Below are 21,378 nucleotides of genomic sequence, written 5' to 3'. Positions count from 1 at the left end.
TCAACCGTTTTGAACTTCCTGATATTGCGCGTTCTTCGAACTGCTCTTTAGCACCGCTTCGATGAAGCGCATGCCTTCGACGCCATCATCGACTGTCGTTAGCAGGCGGCTTTCAGGCGGCAACGGTTTGCCTGCATCGAGCGCTTCGATCTGCAGCGCTGCGTCGAGATATAACTGCGCGAACGCCTCCAGATATCCTTCTGGATGTCCCGGGGGCACGCGCGTGGCATGCGCGGCGATCGCGCTTTTCACGCGACCCCGTGTCAGTCGCTCAGATGCGCCGCCAAGCGGCGTGAACCACAGGTCGTTCGGATATTCCTGATCGAACGCGAGCCCAGCCTTCGTGCCATACACGCGCAGCCGCAACGCGTTCTCCGCGCCGCTCGCGACCTGGCTCGCCCACAGCATGCCGCGCGCACCGCTTGCGTAGCGCAGCATCACCTGCACGTGATCGTCGAGCTTTCTGCCCGGCACGAACGTGTGCACTTCCGCCGACAGTTCCTTTGGCAGCATCCCCGTCACAAACGCGGCGAGGTGATACGCATGCGTGCCGATATCACCGAGACATCCAGCCGGACCTGATTGTGCGGGATCCGTCCGCCATCCAGCCTGCTTGTTCGTGCCGGTGTTTTCAATCGGCTCCGCCAGCCAGTCCTGCGCGTACTCCACCTGGACGACACGAATGTCGCCAAGCTCGCCCGCATCGACCAGCTCGCGCGCGTGCCGCACCATCGGATAGCCTGAATACGTGTGCGTGAGCGCAAACAGCTTCTTCTTTTCGCGCGCGAGCCTGGCGAGCGCCTCCGCTTCAGCCAGAGAAATCGCCAGCGGCTTGTCGCAAATCACGTGAATGCCCGCTTCAAGAAATGCCGTCGCCACGGGCGCATGCAAATGATTGGGCGTGACGATCGCGACGACGTCGATACCGTCGTCGCGCGCTGCTTCGGCCTTTGCCATCTCGCGCCAGTCGGAATAGCTGCGCGCAATGCCTGTTTCCGCGGCGCTTGCCTGCGCGCGCGCCGCATCGGACGACAGCGCGCCTGCCACGAGTTCGAACCGGTCGTCGAGGCGCGCGGCGATACGATGCACCGCGCCGATGAACGCGCCCTGCCCGCCGCCGACCATGCCCAACCGCAATCTTCGTGTCATCGAATGCTCCTGAATGACTGCGTCACAGTCCAAGCACCTGTTTGATCTGCGCCTGATCGACGCCGCTGCCCGCGAAATCGTCGAACGATTTTTCGGCCACGCGGATGATGTGTCGACGAATGAATTCCGCGCCTTCACGCGCGCCGTCCTCGGGATGCTTCAACGCGCATTCCCATTCGAGGACAGCCCAGCCCGGATAGTCGTACTGCGCCATCTTCGAGAAGATCGCGCCGAAGTCGATCTGTCCATCGCCGAGCGAGCGGAAGCGGCCTGGCCTTTCTGTCCAGCCGCTATAGCTGCCGTACACGCCGGCCTTGCCCGTCGGACGAAACTCCGCATCCTTCACGTGAAAAACCTTGATGCGCTCGTGATAGATATCGATGAACGACAGGTAATCGAGTTGCTGCAATACGTAGTGGCTCGGATCGAACAGGATGTTCACGCGACGATGTCCGTCCACGCGCTCAAGAAACCGTTCGAACGTCACGCCATCGTGCAGGTCTTCGCCCGGATGCAGTTCGTAAGCAACGTCGACGCCGACTTCCTCAAATGCATCGAGAATCGGCTTCCAGCGGCGCGCGAGTTCATCGAACGCGGCTTCGACGAGACCGGCCGGACGCTGAGGCCACGGATACACATAAGGCCATGCAAGCGCGCCGGAAAACGACACATGGGTATCAAGCCCAAGACGACGCGACGCCTGCGCCGCGAGCTTCAACTGCTGGATCGCCCATTCGGTGCGCGCCTGAGGATTGCCCCGCACGTGCGGCGCGGCGAAGCCGTCGAACAGCTGGTCATACGCAGGATGCACGGCGACGAGCTGGCCTTGCAGATGCGTCGCCAGTTCGGTGATCTCGACGCCCGCGTCGGCAACCGCGCCAAGCAGTTCGTCACAATAGGTCTGGCTCGACGCGGCTTTTTCGAGGTCGATCACACGCGAATCGACGGGCACCTGGATGCCTTTGTAGCCGAGATTCGCAGCCCACGTCGCGAGATTGTCGAGGTTGTCGAAGGGCGCCTTGTCGCCCAGAAACTGGGCCAGATAGATCGCCGGCCCTTTGATGGTTTTCATCGTGCGGCTCCTCGGGTGATGAATAGAGCGTTCGACATTCAGGGCGCCGCGTGACTGCACTGCGCTTCAGGCACATCGCAGTCACGCGGCTTTGCGCAACACATCAGAACGGCGATTCCGGGAAGTAGTAGTCTTTCGCGTTGTCCTTAGTGACAAGCACCGAAGGCACGATCGTCGTCGCCGGCAGCTTTTCACCCTTCAGGCGCGCTTCGGCAGTGAGCTGGATTGCGTCGTAGATGAACTTCGGCGAATAGGTCACGTCCGCGTTGATGAGCTTGTCGCCATCCATCACGCGCTTGATCATTTCCTTCGAGCCCGCGCCGCCGAGCACCTCCTTGATGTCGGTGCGCTTTGCCTGATCGATTGCCTTCAGCACGCCGACCGACATGTCATCGTCAGCCGACCAGACTGCGTCAATGTGCTTGAAGCGCGTGAGGTAATCCTGCATCACCTTGAACGCATCGTCGCGATTCCAGTTTGCGTACTTCGCGTCGAGCACCTTCACGCCGGGACACGCCGACAATGCCTTGGTGAACGCGTTGTAGCGTTCGTTATCGAGCGTCGTCGGAATACCGCGCAGCGCGACGATGTCGCCCTTGCCGTTCAGCGATTTGCAGAAATACTCACCGGCAAGCCGGCCGAACGCGGTGTTGTCGCCTGCGACGTAGGCGTCCTGCGCGCTTGTATCCGTCAAACCGCGATCGACGACTGTCACATACACACCCTTCTTCTTCACCTGCGCCACCGGCTGCGTGAGCGAAGCGGATTCGTGCGGGAAGATCACCAGCGCATTGATATGGTTGACCGTCACAAGATCCTGCAGCTGGTTCGCCTGTTCCGGCGCGCTTGCCGACGACTTCAGGATCACCTTCAGATCCGGATGCGCCTTCTCCATGTCCTGCTTGGCCTTGTTCGCCCACCAGACGATGCCGCCGGTGAAGCCGTGATCGGCGGTCGGAATCGCGACGCCCAGTATGACCTTGTCGTCCGCCCTTGCCGCGCCCGCCGTACCCAGCATGCCCAACGCCAGCACGCCGGCACTGATCGCCCGAATGACCTGCTTCATGTTGTGTCTCCTGTCGTAGGACGCGTCGTGCGCCCGGTTTTTGAGGTGCCAGCCGCAAGGCCGGGTACTGCGGTTGTTGCTGACTTCAGGACTGCATGCCTTGATTCGCCTTGATTCGTCTCGCTGCGGGTCAAAGCCGTTCAACGCCGCCCACGCTGCAGGAACGCGACGATGATGATGACGACGCCCTGCACTGCCGCATTCAGATACACGCTGATGATGCTCGTGAGATTGAGGATGTTCGCGATGACCGACAGCAGCACAGCGCCGATCACCGTACCGATAACGCGACCTTCGCCGCCTTTGAGCGCGGTGCCGCCCACCACAACGGACGCAATCGCTTCCAGTTCCCACAAAAGACCCGTAGTGGGTGTTGCAGATCCAAGCCGGGGCACATACAGCACGGTCGCGACGCCAACGCAGATGCCAAGCAGCATGTACGTCACGATCTTCACGCGGTCCACGCGAATCGCCGCATAGCGCGCGACCTGTTCGTTCGAGCCTATCGCCTGCACGTGCCGGCCGAAAGCGGTGCGATTCAGAATGAGCGTCCCACCCGCGGCGACGATCAGGAAGACCCAGATCGGCACCGGCACGCCGAACACGCTCGCGTAGTAAACCGGACCATAGAGATCGGAAAGCGAATTGTTGAGCGTGAGCGCGCCGCCGTCCGCGAGCCACGTCAGCACCGCGCGAAAGATGCCTAACGTGCCGAGCGTCACGATGAACGGCTCGATGCGACCTTTGGTGATCAGCAGGCCGTGCGCAATACCGAACACGCTGCCGAGCACGAGCGCGAGCACGATACCGATGATCACAATCGACAGTGGCGCGAACGTGTGGCCGCCGAGTCCGCTGGCAAGCCCATTCATCGTGTAGATCATGCTGCCTGCGATCAGCGCGGCCATCGATCCGACCGAAAGATCGATGCCACCTGAAATGATCACGAATGTCATGCCCACTGCGATGATGCCGATGAACGACGTGCGCGTGAGCACGTTGGTGAGATTGTCGATCGTCGCGAAGTCGTGGTTGAGCAGCTGGCCGCCCACGCACAGGAAGATCAGGCCAAGCAGCGGACCGAGCCCGTACAGCCGGTGCGCGAGGCGCATCGCACGGCCCGGTTGCCCCGGTTCAGTGTGTGCCGGTTGCATGAGCAATCAACTCCTCTTCGGTTAGCTGGTCGAGCGTGAGCGTCGTTTGAAGGCGGCCAGTGCGCATGACGGCGACACGATGGCACAGACCGATCAGTTCGATCAGCTCGGACGAGATCACGATCACCGCGCGCCCTTGCGCGGCGAGCCGGTGAATCAGAAAGTAGATGTCGCGCTTCGCGCCGACGTCGACGCCGCGCGTCGGTTCGTCGAGCACGATCACGTTCGGGTTCGGATGCAGAAACTTCGCGAGCGCGAGTTTTTGCTGGTTGCCGCCAGATAGCATGCGCGCGCGGATCGAAGGGTCGCCCGTGCGAATGCCGAATTCGGCGATGCCTGCTTTTAGCGCGGCGCGCTCTGCTTTCAGGTCGAGCAGCGGATGCGCATAGCGATCGAGTGTCATCAGCGTCAGGTTGTCCTGCAGGTTCAGATTGACGTGCAGCGCCTTGTTCTTGCGGTCTTCGCTCAGATACGTGAGCCCGTTGCGCATCGCGTCGAGTGGATTGTGAATATCGACAGTGCGACCCGCGAGTTCAACGCGACCTGCCGTGCGTTTGCGGAGCCCAAGAATCGCTTCGAATGCTTCGGTGCGGCCTGCGCCCACCAACCCCGCAAACCCGAGCACTTCGCCCGCGCGCACATCGAACGACAGCGACTCGACCCAGCCCGGCACCGCCAGCCCCTCGACGCGCATCGCCACGGCTGCATCCGCGGGCGGCGGCGACTTGTCGGGGAACATGTCGGAGACATCGCGCCCCACCATCAGGTTCGCCATCTGCTGTCGCGCGAGACTCGACGTCTCGCCGCGCGCAACGAAGCGGCCGTCGCGCATCACGATCACTTCGTCGGTGATGTGCTCGACTTCATCGAGCTTGTGCGAGATGTAGACGATCGTCACGCCATCGGCCTTCAACTTCAGCATCAACGTGAACAGACGCTCGGTTTCGGAAGGCGTGAGCGTCGCGGTCGGTTCGTCCATGATGAGGAAACGCGCGCGACGCGAGAGCGCTTTCGCAATCTCGACCATCTGCTTTTCCGCGACGATCAGATTGCGCACCTGCGTATCCGGCGATTTCTTCAGCCCGACCTGTTCGAGATAACGCGTTGCTTCTTTTTTCATCGCGGCATCGTCGAGCAGCCAGCCGCGTTTCTTCTCGTGACCCAGGTACATGTTCTCGACGATCGACAGATGATCGGCGAGGTTGAATTCCTGGTGTATCAGCACGATGCCCGCGGCTTCGGCATCGCGTGAACTGGCGAAGTGCCGCGTTGTGCCATCGACTGAAAGCGAACCTTCGGTCGCGTTTTCGTAGCCGGCGAGTATTTTCATCAGCGTCGACTTGCCCGCGCCGTTCTCGCCGAGCAGGCCATAGATACGCCCTGGCGCAAGATCGAACGACACCCCGTGCAGCACGCGCACCGGGCCGAAATCTTTCCTGATGTCGTCGAAGCGGATCGAGAGACTCATCGCGACTATCGCTCCCCTGTGTTGTCCATGGTTATGAGCTCTGCCGCACGACAAGCCGGTGCGGCAGCAGCACGCCCGGCACACTCGCCGCCGGGTCCGCGAGACGCTTCAGCAATAAACGCGCGGCCGTCTCGCCAAGTTCGCGCATTGGCTGCGCGATGGTGGTCAGCGGCGGATCGATCTGCGCGGCCACCGAGATATCGTCGAAGCCCACCACCGCGACGTCTGCGGGTGTTCGTAGACCGACGCTGCGCAGACCATTGATCGCGCCTATCGCAAGCGTGTCCGAGACCGCGAAGATCGCGTCGGGCGCATCGTCGCCCTGCTGCTGCGCGAGTCCGGCAGCGGCGGCCGCAGCGGCTTCGTAATCAAGGCTGTACACGTTTCGGCGCCATGCAGGCCGCGGTGTCACACCCGCGTCACGAAGCGCGTCGAGATAGCCTTCCTGACGCTGCCGCGCGTACAGGTATCCATCATCCGAATTGATGAGACCAATCCGACGACGCCCACGTGACAGCAGATGACGCACTGCATCACCCGCTGCGCGATAGTTGTCGATGCCGACCCACGGTACGCCCATATCGGTATCGAACTCGCAGCACGCGACCCACGGCAGCGTGCCCGAGTCTTCGGCGAGCGCGTGTTGAACGGTGTCCGGGTCGAGGCAGATCGCGCCATCCGCGCGATGGCGCCGCAACATGTCGAAGTAACTGCGCTCGCGGCCCGGATCGGCGCCCGTGTCGCAGAGCAGCATGAAATAGCCGTGCTGGCGCGCGACGGCATCGATGCCACGCACGACTTCTGCGTAAAAGGGATTGCCGAAGTCCGGGACCATCGTCAGAAGAAGGCGGCTTTCGGCAGTGCGCAGATTGCGCGCGAGTTCGTTGACGCGGTAGCCGCTGGTTTTTACTGCGGCGAGCACACGATCGCGCGTCTCGGGCCGCACGTTCAAATGCCCGTTCAGCACGCGTGACACCGTGGCGACCGATACGCCTGCCTGCTCGGCCACGCCGGCAATCGACATGTCGTCGGACGATCGAAGCGATGCAACGTCGCGCTGACGCGGTCTCGACACGGGTGTTTGCCCCCAAAAATGTAATCGATTACATTTTTGGTCGAGAGTGCGCGGAATCTCAAGGTCGAATGTGTAGGGATTTACACGGAGTGAGGCGGCGCTCATGCCTGCCCCGCTCGCCACGGAACTCGCCCCCGGTTTGGTACAATCCCGCAGTTCCCCACACCTTCCGGTTGCATTCAACCAACCCGTCGAAAACAATCATGAATATCGAGCAAGCGCGTTTCAACATGATCGAACAGCAGATTCGCCCCTGGGAAGTGCTGGACCAGGACGTGCTGAACCTGCTCTCGATCGTCAAGCGTGAAAACTTCGTTCCCGCGGTGTATCGCGATCTGGCTTTCGTCGATTTCGAAGTGACGCTGCCTGCCGGCCAGCACATGCTGGCGCCGCGCGTCGAAGCACGCGTGCTGCAGGAACTGGCCGTGAAGAAGCACGAAAGCGTGCTGGAAATCGGCGCGGGTTCAGGCTACATGGCCGCCCTGCTGGCGAACCGCGCGCAGCACGTGCTGAGCGTCGATATCGAACCGGAACTCGCCGAACTCGCGCGCACGAACCTCGCGAACAACGGCGTGCTGAACGCTGAAGTCGCCACCGGCGATGCATCGCGTGGTTGGGCAGACGCAGCGCCGTATGACGTGATCTGCGTGTCGGGCGGCCTGCCGGTACTGCCGCAGGAACTCCTCGACCAGCTGAAGATTGGTGGCCGTGTGGCTGCATTCGTCGGCACGGCGCCGGTGATGAAGGCCCAGATCATCACGCGTATCGACGAGAAGCAGTACCGCGTCGCCGATGTGTTCGAAACCTATGTCGAGCCGCTGATCAACGCTGTGCAGCCGCCGCGCTTCAAGTTCTGAACGCTGCCTGCGAACCTGATCGACGTAACGGAATTTACCCCCGATGCAAAACCTGACTGCTTCCGCCCTCGCCGAATGGCTCGCTGATACATCGCGCGCCGCACCGGTCCTGCTCGACGTGCGCGAGCCGTGGGAAATCGAAACCGCAAAGATCGCCGGCAGCATGTCGATCCCGATGCGCGAAATCCCCGCTCGCAGCGAAGAACTCGAAGACGACGTGGAAATCGTCTGCGTCTGTCACCACGGCGCACGCAGTGCGCAGGTCGCGATGTTCCTCGAATCGCGCGGCCATGCGAAGGTCTTCAACCTGCAAGGCGGTATCGACGCGTGGTCGCGTCAGGTCGATCCGTCGGTTCCGACCTACTGATTCTGATCCGCTGCACGTTAAAACGGGCGTCATCCGTATCACGGATGACGCCCGTTTTGTATTACGCCTGCCGAAGCGCCGCTAATCGGTCTCTCGCAACACCTCTCCCACGGTCGCAAAGATCTCGTCGATCTGCGCTTCGTCGATGATGAGCGGTGGAGAGAACGCGAGAATATCGCCTGTATAGCGCGTCAGCACGCCCTTCTGGAAGCACCGCACAAACACGTCGTACGCACGTGAACCCGGCGCACCATCGCGCGGTTTCAATTCCACACCCCCCACGAGCCCAAGATTGCGCACGTCGATCACGTGACGTTCACCCTGCAGCTTGTGGATCGCCTTCTCGAAGACAGGCGACATCTGTGCGGCGCGTTCGAACAGATTCTCACGCTCGTACAGATCGATCGTCGCGCATGCAGCAGCGGCTGCAATCGGATGCCCCGAATACGTATAGCCGTGAAAGAGCTCAATGCCCGCCGGCGCGCCGTTGACGATCGTGTCGTGCACCTTGTCGCTGGCCGCGACAGCGCCCATCGGCGCAGCGGCGTTATTGGTGCCCTTCGCCATCGTCAGCAGATCGGGCGTCACGTTGAAGTACTGCGCCGCGAACGGTGCGCCTAAACGCCCCCAGCCGGTGATCACTTCGTCGAAGATCAGCAGGATGCCGTGCCTGTCGCAGATGTCGCGCAAACGTTGCAAATAGCCCTTTGGCGGAATCAGCACACCCGTTGAGCCCGCAACGGGTTCGACAATCACCGCGGCAATCGTCGACGCATCGTGCAGCGTGACGAGCCGCTCCAGTTCATCGGCGAGATGCGCGCCCCATACCGGTTGTCCCTTTGAAAACGCGGCTTCCTTGATGTTGAGCGTATGCGGCAGATGATCGACCGCTGGCAGCATGCCGCCGGAAAACGCCTTGCGATTCGGCGCGATGCCGCCGACCGAAATTCCGCCGAAGCCCACACCGTGATAACCGCGCTCACGTCCGATGAATCGCGTGCGCTGCCCTTCGCCACGTGAACGGTGATACGCGAGCGCGATCTTGAGCGCCGTATCCACCGCTTCCGATCCCGAGTTCACGAAGAAGATGTGCTTCAGGTCGGCCGGCGTGTGCCTGGCGATTTTCGTCGCGGCTTCGAAGGCTTTCGGATGGCCCATCTGGAACGTCGGCGCGAAATCCATTTCAGCGGCCTGGGCCTGCACCGCAGCAACGATCTCGTCGCGGCAATGGCCCGCATTCACGCACCAGAGGCCCGCGGTGCCGTCCAGGATGCGTCGGCCGTCGTATGACGTGTAGTACATCCCCTTCGCCTTCGCGAGGAGCCGCGGCGCGGCCTTGAACTGACGGTTCGCTGTGAACGGCATCCAGAATGCAGCCATGTCCAGTGGCCCAGATTCGGCACTGGCTAGAGGATCGGGCGTTCCAGGCACTTCGCGCTGATTCATGTTGTGTCTCCTCGCAGGTGGGTCTTCCAGTGTAGGCAGCGATGGCGGCATGCACAACGGCGCAGCGCCCATGCACCGCCGCCGCCCGCCAGAAAAACGATGCGCGTCGCTGCAGCGCGACGCGCACCGTCGCGAGGCGTGCGCCCTGTTCGTGCACCACTTTCGCTCCCAAGCCGCATAACGCCACGAAACCCCTGACCGCACCGTAGCAGGCGTGCACGGACGACAGGCAGGTTTCAGCGCTTGGCATATGCCTTGCAGTAGAAGTCGGGCACCAGGCATCCAAAACCGTCATGGCAATACCGACGCCCATAACAGTCACCATCCAGTTGGCAAGGGGAAGCACAATGAAACGTCGTAGTCTGCTGAAATTCGGTTCCATGTCGGGCGCACTCGCGCTCGCGGGCCAGAGTCCTTTCGCAAACGCACAGGACAGCGGTCCGATCAAGGTCGGCATTCTGCATTCGCTGTCGGGCACGATGGCGATCTCGGAGACCTCACTGAAAGACACCGCGCTGATGACCATCGCGGACATCAACAAGAACGGCGGCGTGAATGGCCGGCAGATCGAGGCCGTGGTGGTCGATCCGGCCTCGAACTGGCCGCTCTTTGCTGAAAAAGCCCGCCAGCTGATCACCCAGGACAAGTGCGCGGTCGTGTTCGGCTGCTGGACGTCTGTATCGCGCAAGTCGGTGCTGCCGGTGTTCGAGGAACTGAACGGCCTGCTCTTCTATCCGGTTCAGTACGAAGGCGAAGAGATGTCGCGCAACGTGTTCTACACGGGCGCAGCGCCGAACCAGCAGGCCATTCCGGCCACTGAATATCTGATGAGCGCGGAAGGCGGCGGCGCCAAACGGTTCTTCCTGCTCGGCACCGACTACGTGTATCCGCGTACGACGAACAAGATCCTGCGCGCGTTCCTGAAGTCGAAGGGCGTTCAGGAAGCGGATATCCAGGAGGTCTACACGCCGTTCGGCCACAGCGACTATCAGACCATCGTCGCGAACATCAAGACCTTCTCGCAGGGTGGCAAGACGGCCGTGATCTCGACCGTCAATGGCGACTCGAACGTGCCGTTCTACAAGGAACTCGGCAACCAGGGCCTCAAGGCGACGGACGTGCCGGTCGTCGCGTTCTCGGTCGGTGAAGAAGAGTTGCGCGGTATCGATACCCGGCCGCTCGTCGGCAACCTGGCGGCATGGAACTACTTCATGTCGGTGAAGAATCCGACCAACACGAAGTTCAAGGAACAGTGGGCCGCATGGGTCAAGTCGCAGAATCTGCCGGGCGGCACGAAGCGCGTGACCAATGACCCGATGGAAGCGACTTTCGTCGGCATCCATATGTGGAAGCAGGCCGTCGAAAAAGCGAAGAGCACGGATGTCGACAAGGTGCGCGTCGCGATGATCGGCCAGAAGATGGCGGCGCCGTCGGGCTTCGTACTCGAAATGGACGGCAATCACCATCTGCACAAGCCGGTGATGATCGGCGAAGTGCGCGCGGACGGTCAGTTCAACGTCGTGTGGAAGACGAAGACGGCTGTGCGTGCACAACCGTGGAGCCCGTATATCGCGGGCAACGCGGGCAAGCCGGACATCGTCTCATCGATCCCGGCGTTCCTGCGCCGCTCGCGCGTGGCGTAATTGTTGCGTTGATTTCGGGGTAGCACTGCTGTAGCGCTGTAACGACGGCGCGGCATCGTTCTCGTTCGATGTCGCGCCGCCCTGCCGGTTCCTCTTCAAAGGTCACCATGGCGTTTCTTACTTTAAGGTCCGCTGGACGCGCCTGCGTCGGCCTCGCGCTCGTCGCGCTGATGCCGCTCAGCGCATTTGCGTTGACCCAGGCGGACGTCGCGCCACTCGCCGGCGACGACTTCGATGCCAGGTCCGCCGCCATTGACAAACTGATCGCCAACCACGACGCGCCCTCACTGGCGCTGCTCAAGGCATTGTCGGAAGACAACGCGCTCGTAACGGACTCCGGCGAGCTGCTGATCCAGGACAACGACACCGCACGCGATGCCGTCACCGGAAAGACCGTTGCCGCTGACGGCGCGCAGCCGGTCACGCTGAACAATATTTTGCGCTCGAAGGTATCGGGCGCCGTGTCGGGCCTCGCGCTCGATGCCACCGATCCGGCCGCGCGCAGTGCCGCGATCGATGCGTTGCTGAAGAACCCGGACGCCGCGATGAAACCGATGATCGACCGGGCGCGCGCGAAGGAGACCGACCCTACCCTCAAGAAGCGTCTCGATACGCTCTGGGCGATGACCGCGCTGCACGACAGCGACGCGGCGAAGCGCCTCGAAGCCGTGCAGCTGGTTGCTGCACGCCATGACCTCGACATGAATGAACTGCTGCGTCCGCTGGTGGCGAAAAAGCCGGACGGCACCTTCGCCGAAAGCGACGACCGCGTGCGCGCGGCTGCGCAGGCGGGCATCGAGGAACTCGATTCGATCCAGCGACGCAGCCAGATCGCGGGCACGCTGTTCGCCGGTCTGTCGCTTGGCAGCGTGCTGCTGCTTGCCGCTTTAGGGCTTGCGATCACGTACGGCCTGATCGGCGTGATCAACATGGCGCACGGCGAATTCCTGATGATCGGTGCGTACGCAACGTATGTCGTGCAGAACCTCGTGCAGCATTACGCGCCGCGCGCATTCGACTGGTATCCGCTGTTCGCGATCCCGGCTTCGTTTGTTGCGGCTGCGCTGGTCGGCATCGTGCTGGAGCGGCTCGTGCTCAAGCATCTTTACGGGCGCCCGCTTGAAACGCTGCTCACCACTTTCGGTATCAGCCTCATCCTGATCCAGGCGACGCGCATGCTGTTCGGCGCGCAGAACGTGCAGGTGGTGAATCCATCGTGGATGAGTGGCGGTGTGACCGTGTTGCCGAGTCTGATCCTGCCGTATAACCGGCTCGCGATTCTGGCGTTCTCGCTGATCGTCGTCGGGATTGCCTGGGCGGTGCTGACGAAAACACGTCTTGGTCTCTTTGTGCGTGCCGTGACGCAGAATCGCCGGATGGCGGCGTGCGTCGGTGTGAAGACCGCGCGCGTCGATTCGTACGCTTTCGCATTCGGTGCGGGCATCGCCGGCCTTGGAGGCTGCGCGCTTTCGCAGATCGGCAACGTCGGTCCGGATCTTGGCCAGAGCTACATCATCGATTCGTTCATGGCGGTCGTGCTGGGCGGTGTCGGGCAACTCGCGGGTACCGTTATTGGCGGCTTTGGGCTGGGCCTCATCAGCAAGACGATCGAACCGTTCTGGGGCGCCGTGCTCGCGAAGATTGCCGTGCTCGTGCTGATCGTGCTGTTTATCCAGAAGCGTCCGCAGGGCATGTTTGCCTTGAAGGGCCGCAGCGCGGAGGCATGAGATGACATCCGCGACTTCTTCCGCTTCGGTCTCGCCATCGGGCTCGAACCCGCCTGACGGGCGCGCCGCGCTGTCCGGCTTTGCGCTGGGCCTGCCGCCGCGGCCCGCGCTGCTGTCGCGCCGCGCGTGGCAGGCGCTGATTGCGCTGATCATCGCGATCGGGCTGGGCGTGCCATTCACGGCACTGGTGTTACCTGAGACGAGCGCGTTCCATCTGTCCGCGTACGTCATGACGCTCTCCGGCAAGTTTATGTGCTACGCGATCGCGGCGCTTGCGCTCGATCTCGTGTGGGGGTATTGCGGCATTCTGAGCCTTGGGCACGCGCTGTTCTTTGCGCTGGGTGGCTACGCGATCGGCATGTACCTGATGCGCGCGATCGGCCACGAGGGCAAATACGGCAGTGATCTGCCTGACTTCATGGTGTTCCTCGACTGGCACGCGCTGCCCTGGTACTGGGAAGGCACACAGCACTTCTGGTATGCGCTGCTGCTGGTCGTGCTGGTGCCGGCCGTGATCGCGTGGGTGTTCGGCTTCTTTACGTTCCGCTCGCGCGTGAAGGGCGTGTATCTCTCGATCATCACGCAGGCGATGACGTTTGCCGCGATGCTGCTGTTCTATCGCAACGAAACCGGTTTCGGCGGCAATAACGGCTTCACGGACTTCAAGCGTATTGCGGGCTTTCCGATTACGCACCCGGGCACGCGCGCTGCCCTTCTGCTGATTACCTTCGCGGTACTCGTGCTGGCGTTTATCGGCGCGCGGGCGATCGTCACGTCGAAGCTTGGACGCGTCGTCACGGCTGTGCGCGATGGTGAAACACGGCTGATGTTCCTCGGCTACAGCCCGCTCGCGTACAAGCTGTTTGTGTGGACGGTATCGGCGGTGCTATGCGGGATTGCGGGCGCGCTGTATGTGCCGCAGGTCGGCATTATCAATCCGGGCGAGATGTCACCGGGCAACTCGATCGAAATGGCGATCTGGGTGGCCGTTGGCGGACGTGGGACGTTGATCGGACCGATCATTGGCGCGTTTGCGGTGAATGGCGCGAAGAGCTTTTTCACGGCTAATTTCGCGGAATACTGGCTGTTTTTCCTTGGCGCGATTTTCGTGCTGGTACCGCTCTTACTGCCGAACGGGATCATGGGGCTGCTCGAACTCGCCGTGCGGCGGAGGAAGCCGTGATGAATGAGAACCCGATGGTGCCTGATCTTGCTGTGCCTGACGAATTCGACGGTGGCCGGACGCTGAGTGGCGTTGCGTCGATGGCGAGCGTCATCACGCCTGGCGAGATCGATGTGTCGCACGGCGTGATTCTTTATCTGGAAGACGTGACGGTCAGTTTCGATGGCTTTCGCGCGTTGAATTCGCTGTCGTTGTCGATCGATGCGGGCGAACTGCGCTGCATCATCGGGCCGAATGGTGCGGGCAAGACGACGATGATGGACGTCATTACCGGGAAGACTGCGCCTGATTCGGGCAAGGTGTTTCTCGGGCAGACGATTGATCTGACGCGGATGAATGAGCCGTCGATTGCCCGTGCGGGCATTGGGCGCAAGTTTCAGAAGCCTACCGTGTTTGAGCAGCATCCGGTTTGGGAGAACCTTGAGCTGGCGATGAAGACGGATAAGGGATGGTGGTCTTCATTGCGGGCGCGGCTCGATCGTGAGGCGCAGGCCAGGATTGAGGAGACGCTGGCGCTGATCCGGTTGGAGAGCGAGGCTCGGAGGCTCGCTGGGGAGTTGTCGCATGGGCAGAAGCAGCGGCTCGAGATCGGGATGTTGCTGATGCAGCAGCCTTCGCTTTTGTTGCTCGATGAGCCTGCGGCTGGCATGACTGATGACGAGACCATGGAGCTGGCTGTTTTGCTTAACAAGCTGCGTGGGACGTGTTCGATGATGGTTGTTGAGCATGATATGGAGTTTGTTGCGGCGATTTCCGGTGATACCGGGAGGGTTACTGTTATGGCTGAGGGCCATGTGCTCGCTCATGGTTCGCTTGAGGAGGTTAAGAGGGATGAAGGGGTGATTGAGTCGTATCTGGGGAGGTAGTGGTTTTTTTAGGTTTGGTCTTTTGGCCTTTCCTTGTGTTCATGTCGGTCTATTGGCGTTGCCCCTGTGCGGGGCGGCACCTACTTTTCTTTGTCCTTGCCAAAGAAAAGTAGGCAAAAGAAAGGCGCTCGAAAACTCAGTTCCTCCTGGTGTGTCGCCACAGGGGAATGGCAACCCATAAAGTGTCGCCCTCGCGCTTCACGCGGTATGGGTCCGCGCACGGGTCAGTTCCGCGCGAGTTTGAACGCCCGCGACAAGGCCGTCATTCATCCCGCTCCGCACTACGTGCGTCGCGGTTGGGTCAGGCAACGCGCGCGGAGGTTGCTTTGCGGGCAGGAATTAGTGGATGCTGGCTGCAGCGCCTGAAGGCCGGACGTCGGCGCACACCGGATGGTTGCCCTTAACATTCGCGGCATAACAGTTTTTATTGACGCAATGATTGACGAAGATGCGCACCCGGACCGGTTATGCCGAACGGCGACGCACGCAGTGCGGAGTCGGATGAATGAGTGCTTTGTCACGAAGGGTATTGTGCGGGATACCGGATCGTGCGCGGACCAAGGTAATGTGAAGTGTGGGGGCGACACTTCGTGGGGTGCCATTCCCCGGCAGCGACACACCCGGGAACGGACGAGTTTTCGGCGCCTTTCTTTTGCCTACTTTTCTTTGGCAAGGACAAAGAAAAGTAGGTGCCGCCCCGCACAGGGGCGACGCTAATAGACCGAAAGCAAAGCAAGGAAAGGCCAAAGCAAAAAGCAAAATCGAACAGCAAGCCAGGAAGAGGCAAACCCAAATGTTAGAAGTCCACGGACTAAACCAGTACTACGGCGGCAGCCACATCCTCCGCGATGTAAAACTAACCGTGCCGGACGGCAAACTAACCGTCCTGTTAGGCCGTAACGGCGTCGGCAAGACAACACTACTGAGATGCCTGATGGGCACAGTCCAGGCAAAGAGCGGCTCGATCGCATGGCGCGACACGCCACTAACCCGACTCCCGACCTACGCGCGCGTAGCGCAAGGACTAGCATATGTGCCACAAGGCCGCGACATCTTCCCGCGCCTTACCGTCGAAGAAAACCTGCTCGTCGGCGCAGCGAGCAAAAAACCCCCTTCAAAAATCCCGGACAGGATCTATGACCTCTTCCCGGTCCTGAAAGACATGCGCGCCCGCCGCGGCGGCGACCTCTCCGGCGGTCAGCAGCAACAACTCGCCATCGGCCGCGCACTCATGAGCGATCCGCAACTCCTCATCCTCGATGAACCCACCGAAGGTATCCAGCCGTCCATCATCCAGGACATCGGCCGCACCCTCCGGCAACTCGTCGAAGAAATGGGTCTGACCGTGCTCCTCGTCGAGCAGTACTACGACTTCGCCAAAGCCATCGCCGACCGCTACTGGGTCATGAGCCGCGGTGAAATCGTCGCAGGCGGCGAAGGCGCCAACATGGATGCCGACGGCGTGCGCGCATTGATCGCCGTCTGATAGCCCCGGTCGTCGCCGTTTGATGCCTCCGATCGTGCCACCGTCCATACGCGTTCCGAGCCACCTGATCGAAATCCGCGCGCGTTCCGATAGCCACCGGATCGACGTCTTGGGGGCCAGCCAGTCCCCCGCGAGGAGCCATCCGGTCATCAACTGATCCGCACCTCATCCGCGTCCGGTCGACATCGGGTCGACACCCACCCGCAACGTCAGGGCGACAAGCCACGCCCGGCAGTACAATCCGTCGACAGCCAGTCGCCACGCGACAAAACCGCCGCCCACTCCAGAACATCCGCCGCATGTCGCTTCACGAAAATCACGCTGCGCTCGCCAGCGCGCAACCCGTCGCCCATCGCGAATGGCATGCGCGACTCGAACTCGGCTTCACGCAGCACGGCGGACGCACGACGCTGACGCATCGTCGCCACGAGGGACCGTTGCGCGTGCAACGTCCGCTCTATCCCGAAGGCCACGCGATCTGTCACGCCGTCATCGTGCATCCGCCGGGCGGTGTCGCCGGCGGGGATCGCCTCGACATCGACGTCACACTCGATGCCGGCGCCCACGCCGTCCTCACGACGCCCGGCGCCACCAAGTGGTACAAGTCGAACGGCCGCCCGGCGCAGCAGCACATCAACATCCGCGTCGGCGAAAATGCAAAGCTCGACTGGCTCCCGCAGAACAACATCGTCTTCGATCACGCGCACGCAGAACTCGACTTCACGCTGACGCTCGCCCAGGGCGCCACCGCCCTCGGCTGGGACGCCACGCAACTCGGCCGCCAGGCCGCCGGCGAAAGCTGGTCGGCAGGCACGCTGCGCGCGGTGTCACGTATCGTCGGCAGCGACGGCAAACTGTTATGGCTGGAGCGCGCGCAACTCTGTGCGACCGATCCGCTGCGCGATTCCCCACAAGGTCTCGCAGGCTTCCCCGCTTACGGCACGCTGTGGGCCGTCGGCCCAGCCTGCAATGACGCGCTCGCCGAAACACTCACCGCCATGCTCCCGTTCGACGGCACCCTGCGCGCCGCCGCGTCCTGCATCAGCGAAAACGTATTGCTCGTGCGGGCGGTGTCGCGATCGATGGAAACGTTGCAGCGTGCGCTGACCGATTGCTGGCTGCGGCTGCGGCCGCTTGTTCACGGCGTAGAAGCCGTGCCCCTGCGGATCTGGACGACGTAGGCGTACGCATCCCCACTGCGCGTCGCATCCGCATGCATCGCGATGCCTGCCAGGTCAGCGAGGTAACGAAGCAACCGCCGCCAGGCCGCCACGCCCAGACAACGCACCAAACCGGCGCACTACGCTCGCCGTACGCGCCCAGATCTGGTGCCACCCTACACTGACCTTACCGCCGGCCCTTGCTGCACCGTCATGGCACACGGCTTGCTCCGGTTAGCGCCTCGATGCTGCCGCATTCTCGACGGCAACCGACCGGCTCGCCGGACTACACGCCCATGAAAAACCACATGACCCAACCAATCGTCCGCCGTACGCGTCGCGCGTGGCTCGCCGCGCTGCTGGTTTCACCCGCCCTCGCCTTCATCGCGCCCGCCGCTCACGCGGATGCACTCGACAACATCACGAAATCGGGCACCCTCAAGGTCGCCGTGCCGGAAGACTATCCGCCGTTCGGTTCGGTCGGCCCGGACATGAAACCGCAAGGCTATGACATCGACACCGCCGCACTGCTCGCGAAGTCGATGAACGTGAAGCTCGAACTCGTGCCGGTGAACAGCGCGAACCGCATCCCGTATCTGCAGACCAGCAAGGTCGATCTCGTAATCTCGTCGCTCGGCAAGACGCCGGAGCGCGAGAAGGTCATCGATTTCTCCACCGCCTACGCGCCGTACTATCAAGGCGTGTTCGGCCCGGCCGACATCAAGGTCAGCAGCCCGGCCGATCTCACCGGCAAGACCGTCGGCGCCACGCGCGGCGCGCTCGAAGAAGTCGCCCTCACGCAGATGGCGCCAAACGCCACCATCAAGCGCTTCGAAGACAACAACGCGACCATCGCTGCGTTTCTGTCGGGCCAGGTGCAGCTGATCGCGGCCGGCAACATCGTCGCGGCGTCGATCCTCTCGAAGAATCCGCCGCGTCGTCCGGAGCCGAAGTTCGTCATCAAGAACTCGCCGTGCTATGTCGGCCTGAACAAGGGCGAAGCGCGTCTGCAACAAAAGGTCGACGCGGCCATCGCAGCGGCGAAGCAGGATGGCACGCTCAACACGATGTCGAAGAAGTGGTTTGGCGCCACGCTGCCGACTGATCTGTAAGCCGCGCGTTAGTTCAGCTTGTCAAGTTGCGCGGTTGGGCGTTACTGTGCGTCGCTGACGTTGCACGCACCGCCGCACAGCGTAGGACAACACTGACCGACCACCAGAGCCCGCGTCATGGCGCGGGCTCGCTTTCCTGCCTATCCGATGAAGCTGACACCACGCGAAAAGGACAAGCTCCTGATCTTCACCGCCGCGCTGCTCGCTGAGCGGCGCCGTGCACGCGGCCTGAAACTGAACTATCCGGAAGCCGTCGCGTTCATTTCAGCCGCATTGATGGAAGCGGCGCGCGACGGCAAGACCGTCGCCGAAGTGATGCACTACGGCACCACGCTCCTCTCGCGCGACGATGTGATGGAAGGCGTGCCGGAGATGATTCCCGATATCCAGGTGGAAGCCACGTTTCCCGACGGTACGAAACTCGTGACCGTCCATCATCCGATCCCGTGAAGGAGCCCGCATGATCCCCGGCGAACTACTCATCGACGAAGGTGAGCACGAACTGAACGCGGGCCGCCCGACGATCACCGTCACGGTATCGAATACCGGCGACCGTCCGGTGCAGATCGGCTCGCACTATCACTTTTATGAGGTCAACGCGGCGCTCGCGTTCGATCGCGAAGCGGCGCGCGGCTTTCGCCTGAACATCGCGGCCGGCACCGCCGTGCGCTTCGAGCCTGGCCAGGAGCGCACCGTCGAACTGGTCGAACTGGCGGGTGACCGCATCGTCTACGGTTTCAACGGCAAGGTGATGGGCAAGCTTTGACGCGCGGCATGACGCGTTATCGACACTTCAGCCCGACCATCGCACCGATCATTTCCGGACTCACACCATGACATTACGCATTGGCCGCCGCGCATACGCAGAGATGTTCGGCCCCACGACCGGCGACCGCGTCCGCCTCGCCGATACCGAACTGCTGATCGAAGTCGAACGCGACTTCACGACCTACGGCGAAGAAGTGAAATTCGGCGGCGGCAAGGTGATCCGCGACGGCATGGGCCAGTCGCAACGCGTCCATGCGGACGTCGTCGATACCGTCGTCACGAACGCGGTGATCCTCGACCACTGGGGCATCGTCAAGGCTGACATCGGCATCAGGAATGGCCGCATCGCGGCGATCGGCAAGGCGGGCAATCCGGACATCCAGCCGGGCGTGACGATCGCGATCGGCGCAGCCACGGAAGTGATCGCCGGCGAAGGGATGATCGTGACGGCGGGCGGCATCGATACACACATCCACTTCATCAGCCCGCAGCAGATCGACGAAGCGCTCGCGAGCGGCGTCACGACGATGCTCGGCGGCGGCACGGGTCCCGCAACGGGCACGAACGCGACGACGTGTACGCCGGGTCCGTGGCATCTCGAACGCATGCTGCAAGCCGCCGATGGATATCCGATGAATCTCGGCTTTCTCGGCAAGGGCAACGTGAGCCAGCCTGCGCCTGCCGTCGAACAGATCGCCGCGGGTGCAATTGGCCTGAAACTGCACGAAGACTGGGGCACCACGCCGGCCGCGATCGACAACTGTCTTTCGGTGGCGGACGACACCGACACGCAGGTCGCGATTCATACGGACACCCTGAACGAAGCGGGCTTCGTCGAAGCGACCGTCGCCGCGTTCAAGGGCCGTACGATCCACACGTATCACACCGAAGGCGCGGGCGGCGGTCACGCACCGGACATCATCAAGGTCTGCGGCGAAGCGAACGTGCTGCCGTCTTCGACGAATCCGACGCGTCCGTACACCGTCAATACGCTCGACGAGCATCTCGACATGCTGATGGTGTGCCATCACCTGGACCCTTCGATTGCGGAAGACATCGCGTTCGCCGAATCGCGCATCCGTCGCGAGACGATTGCGGCTGAAGACATCCTGCACGATCTCGGCGCGCTGTCGATGTTGTCGTCGGATTCGCAGGCGATGGGACGCGTCGGCGAAGTGATCATCCGCACGTGGCAAACGGCGCACAAGATGAAAGTGCAACGCGGCGCGCTGGCTGAAGACACCGCACGCAACGACAACTTCCGCGCGAAACGTTATGTCGCGAAGTACACGATCAACCCGGCGATTACGCACGGCATCGCGCATGAGGTCGGTTCGATCGAGCCGGGCAAGTGGGCCGACCTCGTGTTCTGGGAGCCGGCATTTTTCGGCATCAAGCCTTCGCTGATTCTCAAGGGTGGCATGATCGCGATGGCGCAGATGGGCGACCCGAATGCATCGATTCCGACGCCGCAGCCCGTGCATTACCGCGACATGTTCGCGACGCGTGGTGGCGCGCTGGGACGTACGTCGCTCACATTCGTCTCGCAGATGGCCGCCGACGCGGGCGTCGCCGGGCGTTATGGTCTGAACAAACGCATTGTCGCGGTCAAGAACTGCCGTAACATCACAAAAGCCGACATGATCCACAATGCGTGGAGGCCGGCGATTACCGTCGACCCGGAAACCTACGAAGTGGTCGCGGACGGCCAGTTGCTGACCTGCGAACCCGCGACCGTTCTGCCGATGGCACAACGCTACTTTCTCTTTTAGAGCCCAG

The 21,378-nt window shown here is 62.1% G+C and carries 19 protein-coding genes; 12 read left to right on the top strand and 7 right to left on the bottom strand.

The features are described from left to right. From P3T16_RS20765 to P3T16_RS20740, 6 genes are all read right to left on the bottom strand, one after another. Positions 1-1,149 (bottom strand): Gfo/Idh/MocA family protein, encoded by a 1,149-nt coding sequence (locus P3T16_RS20765; protein ID WP_429343675.1) that lies wholly within the window; start codon positions 1,147-1,149, stop codon positions 1-3. A gap of 22 nt (positions 1,150-1,171) precedes the next feature. Next, on the bottom strand, positions 1,172-2,221 hold the full coding sequence (locus P3T16_RS20760) for a sugar phosphate isomerase/epimerase family protein (protein ID WP_429343674.1): 1,050 nt from the start codon (positions 2,219-2,221) through the stop codon (positions 1,172-1,174). A 103-nt stretch (positions 2,222-2,324) separates the two neighbouring features. Continuing rightward, positions 2,325-3,287, bottom strand: coding sequence for a substrate-binding domain-containing protein (locus tag P3T16_RS20755; RefSeq protein ID WP_429259921.1), 963 nt, complete (start codon positions 3,285-3,287; stop codon positions 2,325-2,327). 140 nt (positions 3,288-3,427) lie between these two features. Further along, positions 3,428-4,441, bottom strand: coding sequence for an ABC transporter permease (locus tag P3T16_RS20750; protein WP_429259922.1), 1,014 nt, complete (start codon positions 4,439-4,441; stop codon positions 3,428-3,430). Continuing rightward, positions 4,422-5,909: a sugar ABC transporter ATP-binding protein gene (locus tag P3T16_RS20745; protein WP_429343673.1), complete on the bottom strand. Its 1,488-nt coding sequence runs from the start codon at positions 5,907-5,909 to the stop codon at positions 4,422-4,424. The genes P3T16_RS20750 and P3T16_RS20745 overlap by 20 nt, the downstream gene beginning before the upstream one ends. A gap of 31 nt (positions 5,910-5,940) precedes the next feature. After that, on the bottom strand, positions 5,941-6,933 hold the full coding sequence (locus P3T16_RS20740) for a LacI family DNA-binding transcriptional regulator (RefSeq protein ID WP_429343763.1): 993 nt from the start codon (positions 6,931-6,933) through the stop codon (positions 5,941-5,943). A gap of 254 nt (positions 6,934-7,187) precedes the next feature. Between P3T16_RS20740 and P3T16_RS20735 the strand changes: the two genes are divergently transcribed. Together P3T16_RS20735 and P3T16_RS20730 are read left to right on the top strand one after the other, a co-directional pair. After that, positions 7,188-7,841, top strand: a complete 654-nt coding sequence (locus tag P3T16_RS20735; RefSeq protein ID WP_429259924.1) for a protein-L-isoaspartate O-methyltransferase family protein — start codon at positions 7,188-7,190, stop codon at positions 7,839-7,841. Between the two features lie 43 nt (positions 7,842-7,884). After that, a complete protein-coding gene (locus tag P3T16_RS20730) occupies positions 7,885-8,208 on the top strand; it encodes a rhodanese-like domain-containing protein (protein WP_429259925.1) in 324 nt (107 codons plus the stop codon). Between the two features lie 81 nt (positions 8,209-8,289). Here the strand turns inward: P3T16_RS20730 and P3T16_RS20725 are convergent, their stop codons facing one another. Beyond that, positions 8,290-9,588, bottom strand: a complete 1,299-nt coding sequence (locus tag P3T16_RS20725; protein ID WP_429259958.1) for an aspartate aminotransferase family protein — start codon at positions 9,586-9,588, stop codon at positions 8,290-8,292. 413 nt (positions 9,589-10,001) lie between these two features. Here P3T16_RS20725 and urtA point away from each other — a divergent pair, with 413 nt between their 5' ends. From urtA to ureC, 10 genes are all read left to right on the top strand, one after another. Further along, on the top strand, positions 10,002-11,297 hold the full coding sequence (urtA, locus tag P3T16_RS20720; protein WP_429259926.1) for an urea ABC transporter substrate-binding protein: 1,296 nt from the start codon (positions 10,002-10,004) through the stop codon (positions 11,295-11,297). 107 nt (positions 11,298-11,404) lie between these two features. After that, the gene (urtB, locus tag P3T16_RS20715) at positions 11,405-13,024 is read left to right on the top strand and encodes an urea ABC transporter permease subunit UrtB (protein ID WP_429259927.1); all 1,620 of its coding nucleotides are present in this window, start codon (positions 11,405-11,407) and stop codon (positions 13,022-13,024) included. Between the two features lies 1 nt (position 13,025). Beyond that, positions 13,026-14,207, top strand: coding sequence for an urea ABC transporter permease subunit UrtC (gene urtC / locus P3T16_RS20710; RefSeq protein WP_429343672.1), 1,182 nt, complete (start codon positions 13,026-13,028; stop codon positions 14,205-14,207). Then, a complete protein-coding gene (urtD, locus tag P3T16_RS20705; protein ID WP_429259929.1) occupies positions 14,207-15,073 on the top strand; it encodes an urea ABC transporter ATP-binding protein UrtD in 867 nt (288 codons plus the stop codon). Before urtC ends, urtD begins: the two co-directional genes overlap by 1 nt. Before the next feature lie 793 nt (positions 15,074-15,866). Then, on the top strand, positions 15,867-16,559 hold the full coding sequence (gene urtE, locus P3T16_RS20700) for an urea ABC transporter ATP-binding subunit UrtE (RefSeq protein WP_429343671.1): 693 nt from the start codon (positions 15,867-15,869) through the stop codon (positions 16,557-16,559). 299 nt (positions 16,560-16,858) lie between these two features. Next, positions 16,859-17,740 carry an urease accessory protein UreD gene (locus tag P3T16_RS20695; RefSeq protein ID WP_429343670.1) on the top strand — a complete coding sequence of 294 codons (882 nt, stop codon included), beginning with the start codon at positions 16,859-16,861 and terminating at the stop codon, positions 17,738-17,740. Between the two features lie 287 nt (positions 17,741-18,027). Next, positions 18,028-18,831 carry a transporter substrate-binding domain-containing protein gene (locus P3T16_RS20690; protein ID WP_429343669.1) on the top strand — a complete coding sequence of 268 codons (804 nt, stop codon included), beginning with the start codon at positions 18,028-18,030 and terminating at the stop codon, positions 18,829-18,831. Positions 18,832-18,978: 147 nt separating this feature from the next. After that, positions 18,979-19,281 (top strand): urease subunit gamma, encoded by a 303-nt coding sequence (gene ureA, locus P3T16_RS20685; RefSeq protein ID WP_429259959.1) that lies wholly within the window; start codon positions 18,979-18,981, stop codon positions 19,279-19,281. Positions 19,282-19,291: 10 nt separating this feature from the next. Continuing rightward, the gene (locus P3T16_RS20680) at positions 19,292-19,597 is read left to right on the top strand and encodes an urease subunit beta (protein ID WP_429343668.1); all 306 of its coding nucleotides are present in this window, start codon (positions 19,292-19,294) and stop codon (positions 19,595-19,597) included. Between the two features lie 67 nt (positions 19,598-19,664). Then, positions 19,665-21,371, top strand: coding sequence for an urease subunit alpha (gene ureC / locus P3T16_RS20675; RefSeq protein WP_429343667.1), 1,707 nt, complete (start codon positions 19,665-19,667; stop codon positions 21,369-21,371). The last annotated feature ends 7 nt before the right edge of the window (positions 21,372-21,378 follow it).

Origin of the sequence: Paraburkholderia sp. GAS42 (assembly GCF_050436565.1) — a bacterium.
Taxonomy (GTDB): Bacteria; Pseudomonadota; Gammaproteobacteria; order Burkholderiales; family Burkholderiaceae; genus Paraburkholderia.
The sequence above is the reverse complement of the archived record's forward strand: the minus strand, read 5'-3'. Positions and strand labels throughout refer to the sequence as shown.